General features: G+C 63.2%; 17 protein-coding genes and 1 tRNA gene. All 18 read right to left on the bottom strand.

Annotated elements, in window-relative coordinates; all coding sequences use genetic code 11:
* Positions 1–84: 84 nt before the first annotated feature.
* On the bottom strand, positions 85–780 hold the full coding sequence (locus SE91_RS10935; protein ID WP_061847615.1) for an ABC transporter ATP-binding protein: 696 nt from the start codon (positions 778–780) through the stop codon (positions 85–87).
* On the bottom strand, positions 780–1,529 hold the full coding sequence (locus SE91_RS10930; RefSeq protein ID WP_061847614.1) for an ABC transporter ATP-binding protein: 750 nt from the start codon (positions 1,527–1,529) through the stop codon (positions 780–782). The genes SE91_RS10935 and SE91_RS10930 overlap by 1 nt, the downstream gene beginning before the upstream one ends.
* The gene (locus tag SE91_RS10925) at positions 1,526–2,824 is read right to left on the bottom strand and encodes a branched-chain amino acid ABC transporter permease (protein ID WP_061847613.1); all 1,299 of its coding nucleotides are present in this window, start codon (positions 2,822–2,824) and stop codon (positions 1,526–1,528) included. Before SE91_RS10925 ends, SE91_RS10930 begins: the two co-directional genes overlap by 4 nt.
* Positions 2,821–3,768 (bottom strand): branched-chain amino acid ABC transporter permease, encoded by a 948-nt coding sequence (locus tag SE91_RS10920; protein ID WP_061851086.1) that lies wholly within the window; start codon positions 3,766–3,768, stop codon positions 2,821–2,823. The genes SE91_RS10925 and SE91_RS10920 overlap by 4 nt, the downstream gene beginning before the upstream one ends.
* A 117-nt stretch (positions 3,769–3,885) precedes the next feature.
* On the bottom strand, positions 3,886–5,118 hold the full coding sequence (locus tag SE91_RS10915) for a branched-chain amino acid ABC transporter substrate-binding protein (protein WP_060736395.1): 1,233 nt from the start codon (positions 5,116–5,118) through the stop codon (positions 3,886–3,888).
* A 213-nt stretch (positions 5,119–5,331) separates the two neighbouring features.
* A complete protein-coding gene (locus SE91_RS10910; RefSeq protein WP_082813706.1) occupies positions 5,332–6,558 on the bottom strand; it encodes a TetR/AcrR family transcriptional regulator in 1,227 nt (408 codons plus the stop codon).
* 207 nt (positions 6,559–6,765) lie between these two features.
* On the bottom strand, positions 6,766–7,527 hold the full coding sequence (locus SE91_RS10905) for an SDR family NAD(P)-dependent oxidoreductase (protein ID WP_061847612.1): 762 nt from the start codon (positions 7,525–7,527) through the stop codon (positions 6,766–6,768).
* A 20-nt stretch (positions 7,528–7,547) separates the two neighbouring features.
* A complete protein-coding gene (locus tag SE91_RS10900) occupies positions 7,548–9,287 on the bottom strand; it encodes a nitrilase-related carbon-nitrogen hydrolase (RefSeq protein WP_061847611.1) in 1,740 nt (579 codons plus the stop codon).
* Positions 9,288–9,300: 13 nt separating this feature from the next.
* Positions 9,301–10,290, bottom strand: coding sequence for an acetamidase/formamidase family protein (locus SE91_RS10895; protein ID WP_061847610.1), 990 nt, complete (start codon positions 10,288–10,290; stop codon positions 9,301–9,303).
* A gap of 34 nt (positions 10,291–10,324) precedes the next feature.
* The gene (locus tag SE91_RS10890) at positions 10,325–11,053 is read right to left on the bottom strand and encodes an ABC transporter ATP-binding protein (RefSeq protein WP_061847609.1); all 729 of its coding nucleotides are present in this window, start codon (positions 11,051–11,053) and stop codon (positions 10,325–10,327) included.
* The gene (locus tag SE91_RS10885) at positions 11,046–11,762 is read right to left on the bottom strand and encodes an ABC transporter ATP-binding protein (RefSeq protein WP_061847608.1); all 717 of its coding nucleotides are present in this window, start codon (positions 11,760–11,762) and stop codon (positions 11,046–11,048) included. Before SE91_RS10885 ends, SE91_RS10890 begins: the two co-directional genes overlap by 8 nt.
* Positions 11,762–12,808, bottom strand: a complete 1,047-nt coding sequence (locus tag SE91_RS10880) for a branched-chain amino acid ABC transporter permease (RefSeq protein ID WP_502687174.1) — start codon at positions 12,806–12,808, stop codon at positions 11,762–11,764. The genes SE91_RS10885 and SE91_RS10880 overlap by 1 nt, the downstream gene beginning before the upstream one ends.
* A gap of 33 nt (positions 12,809–12,841) precedes the next feature.
* Positions 12,842–13,714: an ABC transporter permease subunit gene (locus tag SE91_RS10875; protein ID WP_008549601.1), complete on the bottom strand. Its 873-nt coding sequence runs from the start codon at positions 13,712–13,714 to the stop codon at positions 12,842–12,844.
* A gap of 100 nt (positions 13,715–13,814) precedes the next feature.
* On the bottom strand, positions 13,815–15,065 hold the full coding sequence (locus SE91_RS10870) for an urea ABC transporter substrate-binding protein (RefSeq protein ID WP_061847606.1): 1,251 nt from the start codon (positions 15,063–15,065) through the stop codon (positions 13,815–13,817).
* 10 nt (positions 15,066–15,075) lie between these two features.
* Complete coding sequence (locus tag SE91_RS10865) at positions 15,076–15,741, bottom strand: ANTAR domain-containing response regulator (RefSeq protein ID WP_008549605.1); 666 nt, start codon at positions 15,739–15,741, stop codon at positions 15,076–15,078.
* Positions 15,738–16,898 carry a transporter substrate-binding domain-containing protein gene (locus SE91_RS10860; RefSeq protein WP_061847605.1) on the bottom strand — a complete coding sequence of 387 codons (1,161 nt, stop codon included), beginning with the start codon at positions 16,896–16,898 and terminating at the stop codon, positions 15,738–15,740. Before SE91_RS10860 ends, SE91_RS10865 begins: the two co-directional genes overlap by 4 nt.
* 873 nt (positions 16,899–17,771) lie before the next feature.
* A tRNA-Gly gene (locus tag SE91_RS10855) sits at positions 17,772–17,845 on the bottom strand.
* Between the two features lie 573 nt (positions 17,846–18,418).
* On the bottom strand, positions 18,419–18,652 hold the full coding sequence (locus SE91_RS10845) for a hypothetical protein (RefSeq protein ID WP_245318428.1): 234 nt from the start codon (positions 18,650–18,652) through the stop codon (positions 18,419–18,421).
* Positions 18,653–18,712: the final 60 nt, after the last annotated feature.

Here is an 18,712-nt window from a genome sequence, read left to right as displayed (position 1 = left end):
CGGCCATGTGCGAGACGATAGAGAGACCAAATCAGAGCCGCCAAACAATTCGAACTCTGCATCGACCGGTAGATACGCCCGTTCTCACACTTCCAACCATTGCGCGCGAACTTCGGCGTTTGACTTCAGTTGCTCGGGCGTACCTTCGAAAACCACACGGCCGTGTCCCATGACGTAGACGCGGTTCGAGATCTTCATCGCAATCGACAGCTTCTGCTCGACGAGGAGAATGGCGACGCCGGCTTGCGCAATGCGTGCGATCAGATCACCAACCTGCTGGACGATGAGCGGCGCCAGGCCCTCGGTCGGCTCGTCGATCATGATCAGGTCCGGATCGCCCATCAGCGTGCGGCAGGTCGTGAGCATCTGCTTTTCGCCGCCGGACAGCACCCCCGCCTCCGTGTCGGCCCGCGCGGCGAGATTGGGAAACATGTCGAGCATATCCTGGAGCTGCCATTTGCCGGGACGTCGCGTGTCCTTGATGCCGAGGAGCAGGTTCTGGCGAACGGTCAGACCCGGAAAGATGTCCCGATGCTCCGGCACATAGCCGAGCCCGAGACGCGCGATCCTGTAGCTGGGCAGCCCGGCGATGTCCTTGCCTTTGAAGCGGATCGTGCCTTGCGGTGCGACCTCGCCCATGATCGCCTTGACCGTGGTCGAGCGCCCGACACCATTGCGGCCAAGCAGGCTCACGACCTCGCCCGCGGCGACATCGAGGTCGACGCCCTGGAGAATGTGGCTCTTGCCGTAATAGGCGTGCAGATCCCTGACCTCGAGCATCAGTGCGCTTCCTCGCCGAGATAGGCTTCCTTGACCTTCGGATCGCGCCGGATCTCCTCCGGCGTGCCCGAGGCGATGATGTGGCCGTAGACCAGCACGGAGATACGATCGGCGAGGCCGAACACGACGCTCATGTCGTGCTCGACGATGACGAGGGTCTTGCCCTCGGTCAGGCGCCGGATCAGCGACACCGCACGATCGGTCTCGGCATGGCTCATGCCGGCGGTCGGCTCGTCCAGCATCACCACGGTGGCACCGCTGGCGATGGTGATACCGATCTCGAGTTCGCGCTGCTCGGCGTAGGTCAATAAGCCCGCCGGAACATCGCGCCGATGCGTGAGATGGATGTCGTCGAGGATCTGCGCCGTGCGTTCGCGCACCTCAGGCAGGCTGTCGACGTTCTTCCAGAACGCGTAGCGATGCCCCGTCGCCCACAGCACGGCACAACGGACGTTCTCCCAAACCGACATGCGCGCGAACACATTGGTGACCTGGAACGACCGCGACAGGCCGCGCCTGTTGATCTCGAACGGCCTCAGATCTGAGATCACATCGCCATTGAGCCTCACCTCACCCGAGGTCGGTTTGATATGGCCGCTGATCAGGTTGAACGTCGTGGATTTGCCGGCGCCGTTCGGACCGATGATGGCATGACGCTCGCCTTGCGCGACGCTGAGATTGAGATCGCGGATGATGCCGACATTGCCGAAGCGCTTCTCGACAGCGCGGACCTCGATGGCTGCCGTCATGCCAGGTACCCCCGGTCGCGCGCGACCGTCGCCGCACGGTCCCAAGCATCGGCGACCCGCCGCCAGCTCAGGCGCGCCAAGAAGAAGCCGCCGAAGACGAGAAGCGCCGCACTCGCCCACGTCACTGGCGACGCCGGGCTGAAGGCAACGCCGAACAGGTTGATCGGACTGCCCTGGCCGCTATGCGTGCGCGCGATCGACTCGATCGTCAGGATCACGCCGCAGGCCAGCGCGAGGGTCGGCACCGCTGCGACGAGGTACGACGGAATCAGTGTCGGCAGAGTTCCGGCACGAGCCAGCGGCCGGTGCATCATGACCAGCCCGGCAATCCCGCCCGGGGACAGCATCACGATGCCGATGAAGATAATGCCGAAATAGAGCTGCCACACGCCCGTGACGCTGGTCAGCCCAAGCTGCAGATAAGTCACGAGGATCGCGCCGAGGATCGGGCCAAAGAAGAATGCGACGCCGCCGATGAAGGTCGAGAACAGGACGAGGCCGGACTGGATCGCGCCCAGATAGGCCGAATTGGCGATCTCGAAGTTGATCGCAGCCAGTCCCCCGGCGACGCCGGCGAAGAAGCCGGCAAAGCAGAAAGCGATGTAGCGGACCACATGGGGATCATAGCCGATGAACTGAACGCGCTCGGGATTGTCGCGCACCGCGTTGCTGATGCGGCCCAGCGGCGTCCGCGTCAGCGCGTACATCGCGATCGCGGAGATCACCAGCCAGAACGCGATCAGGTAGTAAACCTGAAGCTGCGGGCCGAAGGTCCAGCCGAACATTTTCGGCAGAGCCGTGCGGTCGGTCGAGACTCCGGACTCGCCGCCGAACACGGAACGCAGAATCAGCGAGGAGGATGCCACCAGTTCGGCAATGCCGAGCGAGATCATCGAGAACACGGTGCCGGCGCGCTTTGTCATCACCCAGCCGATGATCATCGCGAAAGCGAGACCGCCGAGACCGCCGAACAGCGGGATGAACGGCAACGGGATCGGCCAGCCGTGCGAAACCACCGCATTCATCACATGGCAGGCCGCAAAGCCGCCGAGCCCGTAATGCACCGCATGGCCGAACGACAAGAGGCCTGTTTGGCCGAGCAGGATGTTGTAGGACAGCGCGAAGACGATCGCGATGCCGATCAGGCTGAAGGACGTGAGCGAGCCGCCGGAGGAGAAGATCATCGGCAGCACGATCAACGCAGCGATACCGACGAGCCAGACGCCGTAAAAGCGCAAGGCATCGCCGGCGGGCTTGTCTGCAACCTTCGATGCGGGAGTCGTCGTGGCGCTCATGTTTCGCGCGTCCCCATCAGGCCCATGGGGCGCACAATCAGAATGATCACCAGCAGGAGGTACGGCACGATCGGCGCCACCTGGGCGATCGTGACGTTCCAGATGTCGGTGAGAACGGAGGGGCCCATCGACGGATCGAGCGGGCCGAAGGCACTCGCGAGCGAACCGTTCAGCGCGACCGCGAAGGTCTGCACCAGGCCGATGACGAGCGAAGCGACGAAGGCTCCCGGCAAGGAGCCGAGGCCACCGAACACGATGACCACGAACAGGATCGGCCCCAATGCCGCGGCCATATCGGACTGGGTGACCAGCGCCGGACCGGCGATTACGCCGGCAATTCCCGCCAGCGCGCTGCCGACGCCGAACACCAGCATGAAGATGCGTCCGACATTGTGACCGAGATGCCCGACCATGTGGGGATGCGTCAGCGCGGCCTGAACGATCAGGCCGACCCGCGTGCGCTTGAGCACCATCAGCAGCACGATGAATATCAGGATCGACACGGCCAGCATGAAGATCTTGTAGGCGGGATAATTGGTCGAGAAGATCGTGAAGGCCGGAAAGTCGAGCAACGCCGGCACGCGGTAATCGACCGGACTCCTGCCCCACATCATCGCGACGATTTCCTCGATCGCGAAGGCGAGACCGAAAGTTAGGAGCAGCTCCGCGACGTGGCCGTGCTTGTGCGTGTTGCGCAGGCCGTAGCGCTCGACCGCCATGCCGATCGCGCCGACGAGCAGGGGTGCCAGCAGCAGCGCCGGCCAGAAGCCGATCCATTTGGTGAGCTGGAAGCCGAAGAAGGCGCCGAGCATGTAGAAGCTGGCGTGGGCGAAGTTGAGCACGCCCATCATGCTGAAGATGACGGTCAGGCCGCTCGACAGCAGGAACAGCAGCATGCCGAACAGCAGACCGTTCAGTGTCGATATAACGATCAGTTCAAGCACAGCATTCAAACCTCTAGCCGAGACCGAAGAGGCCTCGGCAAATTTGTCGGTCCCGTACGCGAACCTCAACCATTCCCGCGGCCTCCATCGGCCGCGGGAAGGCGAAGCTACTCCAGCTTACGGCCGGGTCATCTTGCAGGTGGTGGGAACGGTCGTCTTGGAAGTATCGACCTTCGAGACCAGGTGCCATCCCCAGCCGGTGCCTTCCTCGTCGAACGGCTCGTTTGCAGCGAGCTTGCCGAACGAGGAGATGTAGATCGGCTGGAAGAACTGGTGATCGTCCTTGCGCATGAAGCCCTCGCCACCGTCCAGCACCTCGAATTTGAGATCCTCGAGGGCAGCCGCGACCTTCACGGGGTCAAGCGAGTTGGCCTTCTCGGCCGCGGCCTTGAACATGCGCATCTCGTTGACCGCGCGCGGATACCACAGCGACATGTTGACCTTGGCGCGGAAGGTCTTCTCGAAGTCCATTGCCGGCTGGTGGCCGGAATTGGCAAAGCCTTCCGTGATCTGGAACACCTGATGGTCGAGGCCCGTCTGCTTGATCGCGGTCGGACCACCGGCACCGCCGGCGTAGTAGGTGTACCAATTGACCTTGAGGCCGGCGTCCGCAGCTGCCTTGAGCAGCAATGCGATGTCCTGGCCCCAATTGCCGGTCACGACGCTGTCGGCGCCCGAAGCCTTGATCTTCGCGATGTAGGGCGAGAAGTCGGTGATCTTCAGCAGCGGATGCAGTTCGTCGCCGACGATCTGGATGTCCGGCCGCTTGGCGCCCAGCATCTTGCGCGCATCGGCGCGCACCGACTGGCCGAAGGAATAGTCCTGATTGATCAGGTACACCTTCTTGATCGCGGGGACATCCTTCATATAGCTGGTGAGCGCTTCCATCTTGATGTCGGAGCTGGCATCCCAGCGGAAATGCCAGAAGCTGCACTTTTCATTGGTCAGGCTCGGATCGACAGCGGCATAGTTGAAGTACAGGACTTCCTTGCCGGGATTGCGCGTGTTGTTCTTGGTGACGAAATCGGACAGCGCGGCGGCCACCGACGAGCCGTTGCCCTGCGTGATGTAGCGGGCGCCGGCGTCGATCGCCTTCTGCGCCTGCACCAGGCTCTCCTGCGGATTGGTCTTGTTGTCGAGGGGCAGAATCTCGATCTTGCGGCCGAGGATGCCGCCCTTGGCATTGATCTCGTCGGCCAGATACTGGAACGTCTTTAAGCCGCCTTCGCCAACGCTGGCGCCGCCGCCGGAGAGCGGATCGATGTAGCCGATCTTGATGGTTTCCTGCGCGAATGCCGTGCCGCCGAGCACCGTCAGCGCTGCCGCCGCAGCAATTACGAGCCTGTGCATCCTGGCTTTCTCCCTTTTGGATGTTCTTGTTCCTTGGCGATCGAAGCTGCCTTACAACTTCGGTCGCGCCACCTCTGCTATCTCAAATATTGAATACTGTGTAAAGTTTTGATGCAAGCCGCAATTAGGTCGTGAACATTAAGATTGTCGCACCCTCCCGAATATTGAAATCCAAGTCAACTTTTCGCGGCGGGCTGCCGGCGAGCTATGTCTTCAGGCCGAGCGGCGACGCGGCTTGAGCCCTGCGAGGAATAGCCGCGAGAAATGATCGGCAATCTGCATCGCTGACCAGCCGCGCTCAGTTCTGAACCAGATCGGGTACCAATGGCTCATACCCGTCAAAACACGTTCTGCGAAGTGCGTGTCAACCTTTCGGAAGAGTCCCTCTTCGATCCAGCGCTGATGGTTGTTCTGGTCGTGTCCGATTGTTGCGAGCACCTGTGTGACGAAGTGTTTCCGGTCTACCTCGCTGAGGTAGTTGATGTTGTGATAGGTCGCTTTTGGGCCGCACGGGGTGTCGTGCAGCATCAACAGCAAGCGAACCCTCTGCACCATGTGATCGAACGCTCCGAGCCCCTGATCTTGCAAATGTTCCCGAATGCCGATCTCGCCGACCAACCCTCTTTGCAGGCAGGCTAATAAGAGGCTCTCCTTTTCGCTGAAGTGATAGTAGATGCCGGCTCGGGTCATGCCGGCATCCGCCGCGATGCTCTCAAGAGACGTGCCCAGCGCTCCCCGTCGATTGAAACTGTCCGAGGCAATCGAGAGCATCCTGTCCAGCTTTGCCGCGCGTTTGTTCAGTTTTGAGCGAGCCTCGAGAAACGGCTCCAGGCTCGGCGCCTCAGGCATGTCCGGTAAGGCGATCTCACGCCGATAAACACCATGCGTGATGACATCATCGATCGCATCGATCGCTTGCTCGCGCGTGTAGTAGTCGCGCTCGGAGAGCCAGAACGGGACCCAGTCCAGGATTGAGATGAGCGCCACAGCCGTCAGGAGCGGCTCGTCGCAAGCGATCGAGCCGTCGGCCACGCCTCGCCTCAAAATATCCGCCAGCAGAACGGCATTCTGCCATCGCCTGGTGTGCACGTCATCGCTGTAATCTGCAGCCAGCGCATCGATGTCGGAAAACAGGATCATGCGCTGGCCGTCAAACCGCAGCCGGGCACGGATAAAGCGTCTGACGACCTCGAGCCCATCGATACCGGGTTCGGCCGCTGTCTCCATTTCGTGCCTGTAGATTGCAAGGCCGCGGAGATAGCAGTGATAGATCAGATCATCCTTGTCTCGGAAATAATGGTACAGCGCGCCCGGCACCGATCGAACGGACGCTGCGACCTGCTCCATCGTCACATTGGCATAGCTATGGCGGGCAAAGAGCCTGGAAGCCGACACGAGGATTTCTTCAGCGCGGTCGGACGGGAACGCAGCGACTTGCAAGCTCGAAGATCCCCCCTGATCGTGGATGGCTCATCGACGTGACGTGTCCCCCACCCCCATGTCGTATATTGTTAGTTCGGCCAGTATCATCTGACAACCGGCCCCGTAAGCGGCATCGCAACTCGGTGGCACAGTCGGGGGTTGCCACGACGCGCCAGGACCAGGACGCCGATCGGTAGACCGTGTGTCCCTGCGATCGCGCCCTCGCTAGAACTGGACGCCGCGCGTCAATGCGCCGTCGACGACGAGGTTCGTCCCGGTGATGAAGCTCGCCGCGCCGCTGGCGAGAAACACCACGGCGTTGGCCATTTCCTGCGGCGTGCCCATCCGGCCCGTCGGATTGAGCGCCAAGGCCGTCTTGTAGAGCTCTGGATTGTTGTCCTTGATCATGTTCCAGACCCCACCCTCGAAATAGGTGTTGCCCGGCGAGACCGAATTGGCGCGGATGCCCTTCCCCGCGAGCTGATTGGCGAGCCCTTGGGTGTAATGGATGATCGCCGCCTTGAAAGTGCCGTAAGGGCCGGCCGCGAAATCAACCTCGCGCCCTGAGACGCTGGAGATGGTGACGATCGCGCCGGCCTTGCTCTTTTCCAGATACGGCATGGCCGCGTTGACCAGCCGGACCGTGCCCATCATGTCGGTCGAGAACTCCTTCTGCCAGCTTTCGTCGTCCTGTCCGATCGCCAGCGCGCTGACATTGGCGACGACGACATCGACGCCGCCGAGCTTCGAGGCCATATCGCCGACCCAGGAGTTCAGAACCGCCGCATCGGCGACGTCGACTGCGCCGCCATAGGCTGCGACGCCCTTGGCCTTGAGCGCAGCGACCGTGCTTTCGACCTCGGCCAGATTGCGCGAGCACACGCCGACGTCGGCGCCCTCGGCGGCAAAGGTCTCGGCGATCGCGCGGCCGATGCCCTTGGTGCTGCCCGTGACGAGAACTTTTGCGCCCTTGAGTCCCAGATCCATGGTCGTCTCCTCTTCTCGGTTCAGTAGTTGTTTGCCACCACTTTGACCAATCCGCGATAGCTGTGCGGCATGCGCATCGACACCAGGTCCTTTCGCCGCACGACATTGGTCGGATAGACACTGTCGAGATTGGTGGTGTCGACCAGCGCGGTTGCAAGACCCGCGCCGCCGGCCGCGATCGCCTCCCGTCGCGGGAACGCGAACGTGTCGGGGCCGAATACGCCGCTCAGCCCGGGATAGCCACGTTCGGGATCGACGACATTGGCGAAGGCGAAGAACAGATTGTTTTCGCCGGCCCGAACACGGAAATGATGCCAGTGGAGCGGATCCGGGCCGGTCGGAATCGGCTTCGGCTGTTCGACCTGTGTGCCAGGATGCGACGAACTGAAGCGTCCCTTGATGGCGGCGGGACAGGCGACGAGATCGCAGCCGCGCAGCGCCAGCACCCGGCCCGCTTCCGGAAACGCGGCGTCGTGACCGATCAACAGCCCGATGCGGCCGATCGGCGTATCGACGACGGTCCAACCGTCGCCGGCGGTCACCCAGCTCCGCTCGTCGGCGGTGAGATGCGTCTTGCGATAGACCGAGATGTCGCCATCCGGGGTGACGAGGCAGGCGCTGTTGTAGATGAGATCGCCATCGCGCTCGGCGAGGCCACAGACGAGATAGAGGTCGAGCTCCTCGGCGAGTTGGCCAAGACTGTCGGTCGCCGATCCCGGGACCGCTTGCGCCGTTCCTGGGGGATCGGCCAGGCCGGTCAGAGCGAGCTCCGGGAAGACGACGAGCTCCGCGCCTTCGGCGCTGGCCGCGCGCGCGAGCACCGAGATCTTCTGAAGATTTTGGCTGACATCATCGGCGGGTGCAAACTGCGCGACGCTGACCCTCGACGTCTTGCCGGCCGGCCACGGCTCGTGGCCATAAAGACCGAAGAAATCGCGCGGTTTCCAGCTGAACGTGTCGGTGAGCAGCTCCGGATAGAGCTCCGGCCGCCGCTGTGCGAACACCCTTTCGCCGAGCACCCGACGCGCGCGCGCGGCGTTGAGATTGATCTCGGACATCAGGACGCCGTCGCCCTTGTCCAGCACGGCCGTGACCTGCCCGTCCGGCGCGATCACGCAGCTCCCGCCGCTGAACTGCACCGTGCGTTCGAGCCCCCATCGGTTGCTCTCGATGACGTAGCAGCCGTTCTCGAAGGCGCGGCTGATCCAGTAAGGTGCCGGCGTGCGCTCCGCCAGCCAGTTCGAGATGTGGCAGATGACGTCGGCGCCGCCCAGCGCCATCAGCCGTGCGGTTTCGACGAAATGAATGTCCATGCAGATCAGCAATGCGATCCGCCCGATCGGCGTCTCGAACACCTGATTGTGCAGATCGCCCGCCGCGGCCCATTTCGGCTCGGAGATGTAAGGATGCGTCTTGCGGTGACGGCCGACGACACCATCGGGCCCGATCAGGACGGCGGTGTTGAAGTAGATGTTGTCGTCATCGACCTCGGGCATGCCGACGACGATGTAGCAATCATGCCTGCGCGCCAGCGAGGCGAAACGGTTCGTTGTCGGCCCCGGGATCGTCTCGACGAACGGCGCGACCTCGGCCCGGTCGAACCAGCAATAGCCAGTCGTTCCCATCTCCGGCGTGACGATGAGCCTTGCGCCGGCCGCCGCCGCCTGCTCGCAGAGCTCGAGCAGACGCGCGACGTTGCGCTCCTTCTCGAACATGATCGGCTCGAACTGGATGGCGGCGACCTTGTGAACGGGGGACATGATCCGGCCTGCCTCAACCGAGATAGGACTTCTTGATGGAGGCGCCCAAGGTGTATTTGGGATCGACCATGTTGCCGAGCCTGACACGGCCGGCCTGGGTCAGCAGCATATAGGCGTCGATTTCTTCAAAGCCGTAATCGGCCGCCATCCAGCGGCACAGTTCGCGATAAGCGATGCGCGCGGCGTCCTCCATCGGTCGGGCCGAGCCGATTGTCATGATGAAGTCCTTGGTTTCCAGACGCGGCCAGGCGATGGTCCAGTTCTTGATGAGGTCGACCTGGACCGTTGTCACGGTCGGATGCTCGATGGCGACGCCGCAGAGCTCGCCATCGCCCTGCGCGGCATGGCAATCGCCAAGATAAAGCAGCGCGCCCTTGGTGTTGACCGGCAGGTAGATGACGGCGCCGACGCCGACATCCGGCAGGTCCATGTTGCCGCCATAGTAATCCGGAACCAGCGAGGAGATCGCCTCGATCTCCGGCGAGGTGCCGATCGTGCCGATGAAGGGCTCATAAGGCAGCGTGATCTCATCGTTCCATTTGGTGCCGGTCTTGGCGTCGATCTCGAGCTTCTTGACGCGCTCGGGCAGCGCCGGATTGAGCAGCGCGGTGTTGCCCGTACTGACGAGGCCACCGAACTCCGGCATGATCACCGTGGTGCCGCGCGGCTGCGGCCCGCGCGGCACGATGCTCTCGATATAGACGGCGAGCGTATCGCCCTTCTCGGCGCCGTTGACGTGGATCGGTCCGTTCTGCGGATTGAGGAACGGGAAGTTGAGGATTTTCGACGGACTGTCGGTCTCCTTCTTGATGGCGCCCTCGAACGCGTCATGCGTCTCCGCGGAGACCACGGCGCCGGGATCGACGGTCAGCACCGGTTGCACGTAGGGACCGTAGACATAATGGTACTTGCCCTGCTCGCTTTCCGTGATGGTGTGCTCCCTGCGCCGCTCGCCTTTGGCCACGCCCTTGCGGGCCATGATGGAGTCTTTCTGCCAGGACATTTGCTTTTCTCCTTCTGTCGTTGGCTTTCAGTCTTCAAACCGCAAGATGACGGCGCATCTCGGCCGCGTCGTCGAGCGCCGCCCGATCGAGATTGGCGACGATGCGCCCCTTGTCCATGACGTAGCAACGCTGCGCCATGGCGCGGATCATGTCGAGGTTTTGCTCGACCAGGATGATGGTCACGCCGGTCCTGCGATTGAGCTCGACCATGTTGCGTGCGATGTCCTGGACGATGTTGGGCTGGATGCCCTCCGAGGGCTCGTCGAGCAGGATGAGGTTGGGGTCGGCGATCAACACGCGTCCGATCGCGAGTTGCTGCTGCTGGCCGCCGGACATGGTGCCGGCGCGCTGATGCCAGCGCTCTTCCAGGATTGGAAAGGCCTCGACGATCTTGCGCCGGCCCGCCTCGGGAATGCCGCCGCCCTTGATCGCCGCGCCGACCGCGACGTTCTCGCCCACGGTCAGCCGCGGAAACACGTCGCGCCCTTGCGGCACATAGCCCATGCCGAGACGCGCCCGCCTGTGCGCGGGAAGTAACTCCACCGCCTCGCCGCGATAGACGATCGAGCCGCTCATCACCGGCACGAGGCCGATCAGGCTCTTCATCAGCGTGGACTTGCCGACGCCGTTGCGGCCGATGACGGCGACGATCTCCCCTTGCCGCACCTCGATCTCGAGGCCCTGCAGCACCGGCTTGCCGCCATAGCCGGCACGCAGGCCCAGCGTTGCGAGGATCACTTCCTTGCGCGGCACATCAAGCATGGGCCTGCCCCAGATAGATCGCCGCGACGCGTTCGTCGGCCACGATCTCGTCGATCGAGCCTTGCGCGAAGACCTGGCCAAGATGCAGCACGGTGACGCGATGCGCAACCTGCCGCACGAAGGCCATGTCGTGCTCGATCGCCAGCACCGTCATGCCCTCGGCATTGAGCCGCTGCACCATTTCGCCGGTCAGGTGGGTTTCCTCCGGCGACATGCCGGCAGTGGGCTCGTCCAGCAGCAGAAGGCGTGGCTTCAGGCTGACTGCCATGCCGATTTCGAGCCATTGCTTCTGGCCGTGGCTGAGATTGCCGGCCGTCTGCTCTTGCTCTGATTCTAGGCCGAGGAAGCTCAGCAGCCGGTCGATCTCTGCCTCGAGTTCCGCTCCGCGATGCCGAATCTGCAAGGCGATCTCCAGATTCTGAAGGACCGACAGGCCCTTGAAAACGCCGGGCACCTGGAACTTGACCGAGAGACCGCGGTGGATCCGCGCAAAGGATTTCAGCGCCGTGATGTTCTCTCCGGCGAAGACAATGTCGCCGCTGCCGGGATGATGCTCGCCGAGGATCAGGCGGAACAGCGTGCTCTTGCCGGCCCCGTTCGGGCCGATCAGGCAATGGATCTCGCCGGCCTGCAGCGTGAGATCGACGGAGTTGGTGACATGCAGGCCACCGAAATGCTTGTTCAGCTTGCGCAGCTCGAGCAGCGACATCAGCCGGCCCTCTGCGTAAAACGGGCCGCAAGGCGACCGAGCCAATGCATCAGCCCGAGCACGAGGCCGTTCGGAGCAATCAGGACCGTGAGCACCAGCAGCACGCCCATGAAGACCAGCGCGTATTGGCTGCCGTAGATCGTGAGCGCCTGGAATGCGGCGAGCACCACCAGCGTGCCGATCACGGTCGACGTCAGATCGCTGCGGCCGCCGACGGCGACCCAGATCAGCGGCAGCGCCGCGGCCGTCATGCCCATGCTGGAGGGCGTGATGTACTGGCCCCACACCGTGTAGAGCACGCCGGAGAGCCCTGCGAGCGCGGCACCGATGACGAAGGTGATGAGCTGGTACTTGCGCACGTCGTAGCCCAGCATCTCCGCCCTTTCCGGGTTCTCACGGATCGCGACGATGACGTTGCCGAACGACGAGTTCATCAGGATGCGCAAGGCCAGATAGACCAAGACCAGCAGGCCGAGCACGAAATAGTAGAGTCCGACATCAGCGAACAGAACGATCGGCTCGCCGGGCCAGGGGATGGTCAAGGGCGGCATCGCGCTCATGCCGTTGAAGCCGTTGAGGCGCGCTGCTCCGATGCGCCATTCCGGTCCCGCGGTCTGCGCCATGAAACGCTCGAGCATCAAGGTGACGGCGAGCGTGACGATGCCGAGAAAGACGCCGGCGATGCGGCCGAAGAACATGAAATAGCCGAGCAGCACCGCGAACAGCGCGGCGATCGCCACCGCGATCAGCAGCGCGAGCAGTGTGAAGCCGTAAGCCGAGCCGAAATTGATGGTGAGGATGCCGTAGCCATAGCCCGCGATCCCGAAGAAGGCGGTCTGGCCGAAGGAGAGCGAGCCGCCATAGCCCCAGATCAGGCACAGGCTGAGCGCAATGAACACCCAGACGAAGAAATAGACGGTGTTGCCGACCGTGTAGCCGTCGCTGAACAGCGGATAAGCGAACGCGACGGCGAGCACGAGTGCGAACAGGCCCCAGAAGGCCGGACCGCGACCGACGGTCTGGGGGCCTTCGAGACGGCGGAACATTGCGCGGAGACCGGTCACGACGCCATCACTCCGTCAGGTGCGCTCACGCAGCACGAAGCCGGAAATGCCTTTCGGCAACACCCGGACGACGATGATGACGGCGACCAGCAGGCCGATCTGGCCGAACAGCTGGCCCTGCCACGAGGTCATCACGGACTTCACCACCGCGAGCACGGCGCCGGCCGGCGCCGTGCCGAGGAAGACGTCGGCGCCGCCGATCACCACGGTGACGAAAGCCTCCATGATGAAGGTCGCGCCCATGGTCGGCACCAGCGTCATGGTCGGCGCGTAGAGCCCGCCGGCAAGACCGGCGAGTCCCGCCCCGCAGGCGAAGGTCAGGCTGTAGATCAGGCGCGTATCGACGCCGAGCGCGGCCGCCATGTGGGGCACCTGGATGGTGGCGCGTGCCAGCACGCCGAAGCGGGTCCAGTTGAACAGCGCGTAGAGCGCGGCGAGCACGCCGAGCGCGGCACAGAACAGCACGATGCGATAAATCGAATAGGAGTAGTCGCCGACCTGGAAGCTGCCGAACGGCGTGCCGACGCCGGCCATGGTCGAGCCGACCATGATCAGCGTGCCCTGGGTCGCGATCAGGCTGAGCCCCCAGGTGGCGACGATGGTATCGAGCGGCCGGTCGTAGAGATGGCGGATCACCGCGAGCTCCACCACGACGCCGACCAGCGCCGACACCAGGGTGCCGGCCAGAATTCCCAACGGCAGCGGCACGCCCGCATGCACGGTCGCGGCGGTGACGTAGGCGCCGCACATGATGAATTCGCCATGGGCCAGATTGATCACGCCCATCATGCCGAAGATCACCGCGAGCCCGCAGGCCGAGAGCACCAGAAACGCGAAGGCGTCCCCGAATTGATAGAGTGCCGAGAAGAGATGGGTCGCGATGTCCATGAACTAACCAATTTGAGGGAAGACGCCGTGAAGATGTCCGTGATCGCCCCGGCGCGCCGGCAACGCTGGTGCCGGAAGCGCCGGAGCGATCAGCCGCCGGTCAGGGTTTCGGCGGCGGATTCGACGGCGTGTACTGGGCCATCGGATCCTTCTTCGTGAGATCGCAGCCGGCCTCACCCAGCCAGTACGGCTTGATGTCTTCCCAGGTCTTCGGGAAGGAGATCGAGTGATCGGCGCCGACCTTGGCGAGATAGATCGTATGCGACATGTGCTGGCTCTTCGGGTCGATGCAGACCTTGCCCTCGGGGGCGTCCATGCAGACGTCACCCAGCGCGATCACCTTGCGGATCTCCTCGCGCTTGGTCGATTTCGCGCGCTCCACCATCTGCTTGTAGAGGTAGACGGCGAGGTAGGAGTTCTCCGCCTCCTGGTTCACATAGGGCTCGCTCGGGAATTTCGCCTTGAACTTGGCGTAGAACTCCTTGCTCTTGGGCGAGTCGATCTCCTCGATGTAGTTGGTCGTGACGTACATGTCCTTCAGGCTCGGCGGCTTGAAGCGCTTGTGCTCGTAGCCCTGCCCGACATTGACCGAGGATGCCATCGGCAGGTTGACGTTGGCGGACGCCGCCTGCTCGTAATAGGAAGCCTGCGCGGTGCCGACCAGCAGGGTGACCACGAAGTCGGGCTTCGCCTTCTGGATGTTCTGGATGCTCTGGGAGAATTGCGACACGCCGAGCGGGATGAACTCCTCACCGGCCATCTTGCCACCGTTCTCCTTGACGATCTTGCGCACCCATTCAGCCGAGATCTGGCCGAAATTGTAGTCGGCGGCGAGCGTGTAGACGTTCTTGCCGTACTTCTCCATCATGTAGGGGATCAGGGTCGAGAACTGCTGCTCCGGCACGGCGCCGGTGACGATCATGTGGCCATCGCAGACGCCGCCTTCATACTGGTTGTTGTAGAAGGCGAAGCCGTTGAACTGGTCGACGATCGGACGATATGCCTCGCGCGAGGCCGAGGAGAAGCCCGCGAACACGACGTCGACCTTGTCGCGCTGGAGCACGCGCCGCATGAATTCCTGATAGCGGGTGTTGTCGGACTGGGTGTCGTAGGTGACGAGCTCCAGTGGCCGGCCCATGATGCCGCCAGCCTTGTTGATCTCTTCCGCAGCGAGCTGGATGGCGTGAACCTTGCCGATGGTGGCCGCGGCGAAGTCGCCGGACTGATCCTCCAGCACGCCGAGCTTGATCGAGTTCTCGGCCGCTCCCGCCTGTGATCCAAGGGATGATCCGAGGACAAGCGTCCCCGTGAGGGCTGCGGCGCGCAGCCCTCGCAATACAGACTTGCTCATGATGCTTCTCCTAGATGGCCTGCTTCTTGCCGCCTTGCAGCGTGATGCCGGTCGTGCGGCCGGACGTATCGGGCGGCTTCGCCCGCTTGCTCAGAAACTCCTCGCAATAGAGTTCCATGTTCTGCCGCGCGCGCATGCTGTCGCGACGGAGCTGGGAATAGGCACCTTCCTCGTCGAGACCATCCTGCTGCATCAGCAGGACGACCGCCCGGATCACCGCGCGGCGGCCGCGGCGACGCTCTTCGAGGCCCTGCAGGCGCTCGTACATTTCGGCGCGCAGCAGGAACTGGTTGATGCCCATGAACAGGGACGTGTAAACCGCGCCGCCATGCACCGGCTTGCGCAGGAACGAGGTGGCTCCGAGGTTGACCAGCGCCTTCAGCCGGCTCGGCGCCTCGACGCCGACGAGACCTATCACCGGCACCGGCGGCAGCCGCGAGGCCGGGTTGACCTCGAGCGCGACCGCGCCTTCGAGATCACCGTCGACGAACAGGATGTCGCGATCGGCCTGCAGGCTGGAGACGTCGATCCGGGCGCGGCCGTCGACGATTTCAGGATATTCGGTGGAGACGCCGAGCTTGGCCAGCGTGGTTTCAAGCGTGCTCTCCCATCCGCCTCGCCTCGTGACGACGATCGCGCGGCCGCCCTTGAAGTTCTGTAGCAGTCGGGAGCTCATGATTGCACCACCTTCAACAGCGGAGAGCGCATCGCGCTGGCAAAGCGCGGCGACGACTGGACGAGATAAGGATCGGGCGCGATCGGCTCGCGCGATTCCAGCAGCACCTCGAATTGCCCGTCGGCAGAAGAGCGGCCGATCCGCGGCGTGAGCCAGGCGTGAAGGGTCTGCCGGTCGATACGGACCTCCCCTTGCGGCGCACGCAGCCGCTGGTCCGCAACCGCGGCCCGCACCGTGCGGGCGTCGTCGGTGCCGGCCTGCGACAAGGCCGCCGCGAGCAGCTTGACGGCGATGTAGGAGGCTTCGGCATCGGCGGACGTCACCGGTCCATCAGGAAAGGATCGCGTATAGGCGGCGATGAAGGCGGCATTTTCAGGGGAGTTCAGCGAGGAGAAATAGACGCTCGACGACAGATGCCCATCGACGGCATCGAGGCCGATCTCCGGCAATTCCGGCTCCGACAGCGTGCAGCTCGCCACCGGGATCTCCGCAGCCTGGTCGATGCCGCGCGCGCGGCAGGCGGCGCGGAACGCGCGGAAGAAGGCGTAGGCGCTGGTGCCGATCAGATTGTTGAAGACGAAGTCGGGCCGTTGGTCGATGATCGCCGCCACGACTTGCTCGACCTCGGTATCTCCGACCGAGAGGTAACGCTCGGCGAGCACGGTGCCGCCGCGTGCGGCGAGCGCCTCGCGGAAGATGCGGTTGTTCTCCCACGCCCAGATGTAATTGGAGCCGACGCAGAAGGCGCGCTTGCCGACGCGCGTGGCGAGATAGTCCACCAGCGGAAGCACGTGCTGATTTGGCGCGGCGCCGGTATAGACGACGTTGTCGGAGCTCTCGAACCCTTCGTAGTGCGACGGATACCAGAGCATGCCGTCAAATTTCTCGAAGCAGGGAATGACCTCCTTGCGGCTCGAGGAGGTGTAGCAGCCGACGACGTGACGGATCCCGGAGTTGAGCAAGTCCAGGCTAAGCGAGCGGTAGCCGGCGAGATCGCCGTTGGGATTGACCACGACCGGCTCCAGCGTGATCGTCTCGGAGCCGGCGTTCATCTCATTGAACGCCAGCAGCGCTCCGTTGAGCATCGAACGCGCGACGACACTGTACGAGCCCGTCGTCGAGAACATCACACCGATACGATATCGCGTCCGTGCCATCACTCGATCCAAAAACAAAAAGCGCCCGCCGGCCGTTAAGCCGAGGGCGCCCTCGCCGCCAACCGAACACGCGCAGCGCGTGGTGTTGGAAATGGTTTGAACTCGTCGCGTTGACGGGCTGAGCTGCCCAACGCTTGGACGATACGGTCGTTGAGATCGAAAGCGAAGTCAAGCGCGTTATTGCAGCGCAGACTGCTCCAATTCATATCGCCATGCAGCAAATCTATGCAGCGTGTTGCGCTGATCAGAACAGGCTTCGCTCGCATCGCTCGCTCGCCGTCCGGGCTTCGACGTTGCGATTGATGATGCCGTCGCGAATGAGTTAGCCTCCTCCGATTGAAGCAGGTCGCGCTGCGTCACAATGAGGCTGGATTCGTCGAGCGACTCTAACACCGCCGCAGCAAGCCTAACACTTCGATGCCACGGGCAAGACGCTTAGCCTGCAGCCGATGGCAGAGCTCGACACGATCAAACAGCCGCGCCCGACCGACGTTCTGATCTTGCGCATGTTTTGCAGCAACCTGCCCAAGCTCGGCAGTGGTGAATGCGTACTCAGGTCTAGCGCATCACGACAAAGATTACTGAGCTGCAGGTTTGAAGCCTGCGTTGCCGTTCGGTCGCCATGGCGGGACGACTGAGGGCAAGCGCACTCAGGCCGACGGAGATGCGCTCAATGAAGGATGCATGGTCAGTGGTCATCGCCTGCGGCGATGGCGCACGATCTGCGAGCCCATGACGAGGCCAAGCAGGATGCGCAAATGAAGCGCATCAACGCTTGGCAAAGCCAGCGACAGCAAAGTGGGGCTTGTAAAAACGGGAGTGCGCGGGCTTGTCGGAGCGACAAGCGATCACAGGCTAAGCCGTTGAAAACATTGGAGCGGGTGAAGGGAATCGAACCCTCGTATTCAGCTTGGAAGGCTGCTGCTCTACCATTGAGCTACACCCGCATCAGGGGCTCCCTAACACGGCCGGACGGCGGTCTCAACTGCCGCGACGGCGAGTTTTCGGCGCCTCGTTGGCCCGAGGAAAGGCTTCGGTTCCGGCCGGCCCGCCTCCCCTTAACAGCAGGGGCATTGCAACCTATATTGAAATCTCCCGAAACCAACGAAAGGAGGTGATCCAGTGTCTTATCTCAAGCGCTGTCACCTCGCTGGGATCGCCCGCTAAGCTCTAGACCAAGGGCTTGGCATCGGGGCGCTCTCAGCCCTGGACCAGCGAGCAAGAAATCGGGCGCGACGGGGGTCTTCCCGCCGCGCCTTTTCGTTTTGAGGATGAGCCGCTCGCCCACTTAGACTCGTGCGCAGCCGCTCGCGCAGGGCGACGGCGGCGATCAGCATACCGGCGCACCAGGCCGTGACGGCACGCTGAGGTTCCGCGCCGAGGACCACCGTGAAGATGCTGGCGAGCAGGCACGGTGCGATCACCTTGGCGGTCCGGCTTGCCAGCGAGAGCAGGAACGGCATTGCCGCGGGCGATATTTGCAGGATTTCCATTGTTGAGCCGCGGCCCTGCGGATGGCTTCAGAAGCCGAAGATACCGAACACGCGCGCGCGTTTGCCGCGCCGGCTCTCCACGATCCGCTCGCCGCCGTTCTCGGCCGAGCTGCCGTAATAGCGGTGATGGCCGGTCTGGTCGTGCAGATCGGCCGGCTCCGATAGCCCCGCCCGCCGCGCGTCGCAGATGATCTTGCAAACGGTCTTGATGGTGTGACCCGACATTGCCGCCTCCAGCGCGAACCTTGTTGTTGTGGTCATCAGTCGCCGCCAGTTCCGGCCGCGTTCGAAAGGCAAGGCCGCAATCGGGTTTCAAGACTG

It is taken from the genome of Bradyrhizobium sp. DOA1 (genome assembly GCF_001593325.1).
Taxonomy (GTDB): Bacteria; Pseudomonadota; Alphaproteobacteria; order Rhizobiales; family Xanthobacteraceae; genus Bradyrhizobium.
The sequence above is the reverse complement of the archived record's forward strand: the minus strand, read 5'-3'. Positions and strand labels throughout refer to the sequence as shown.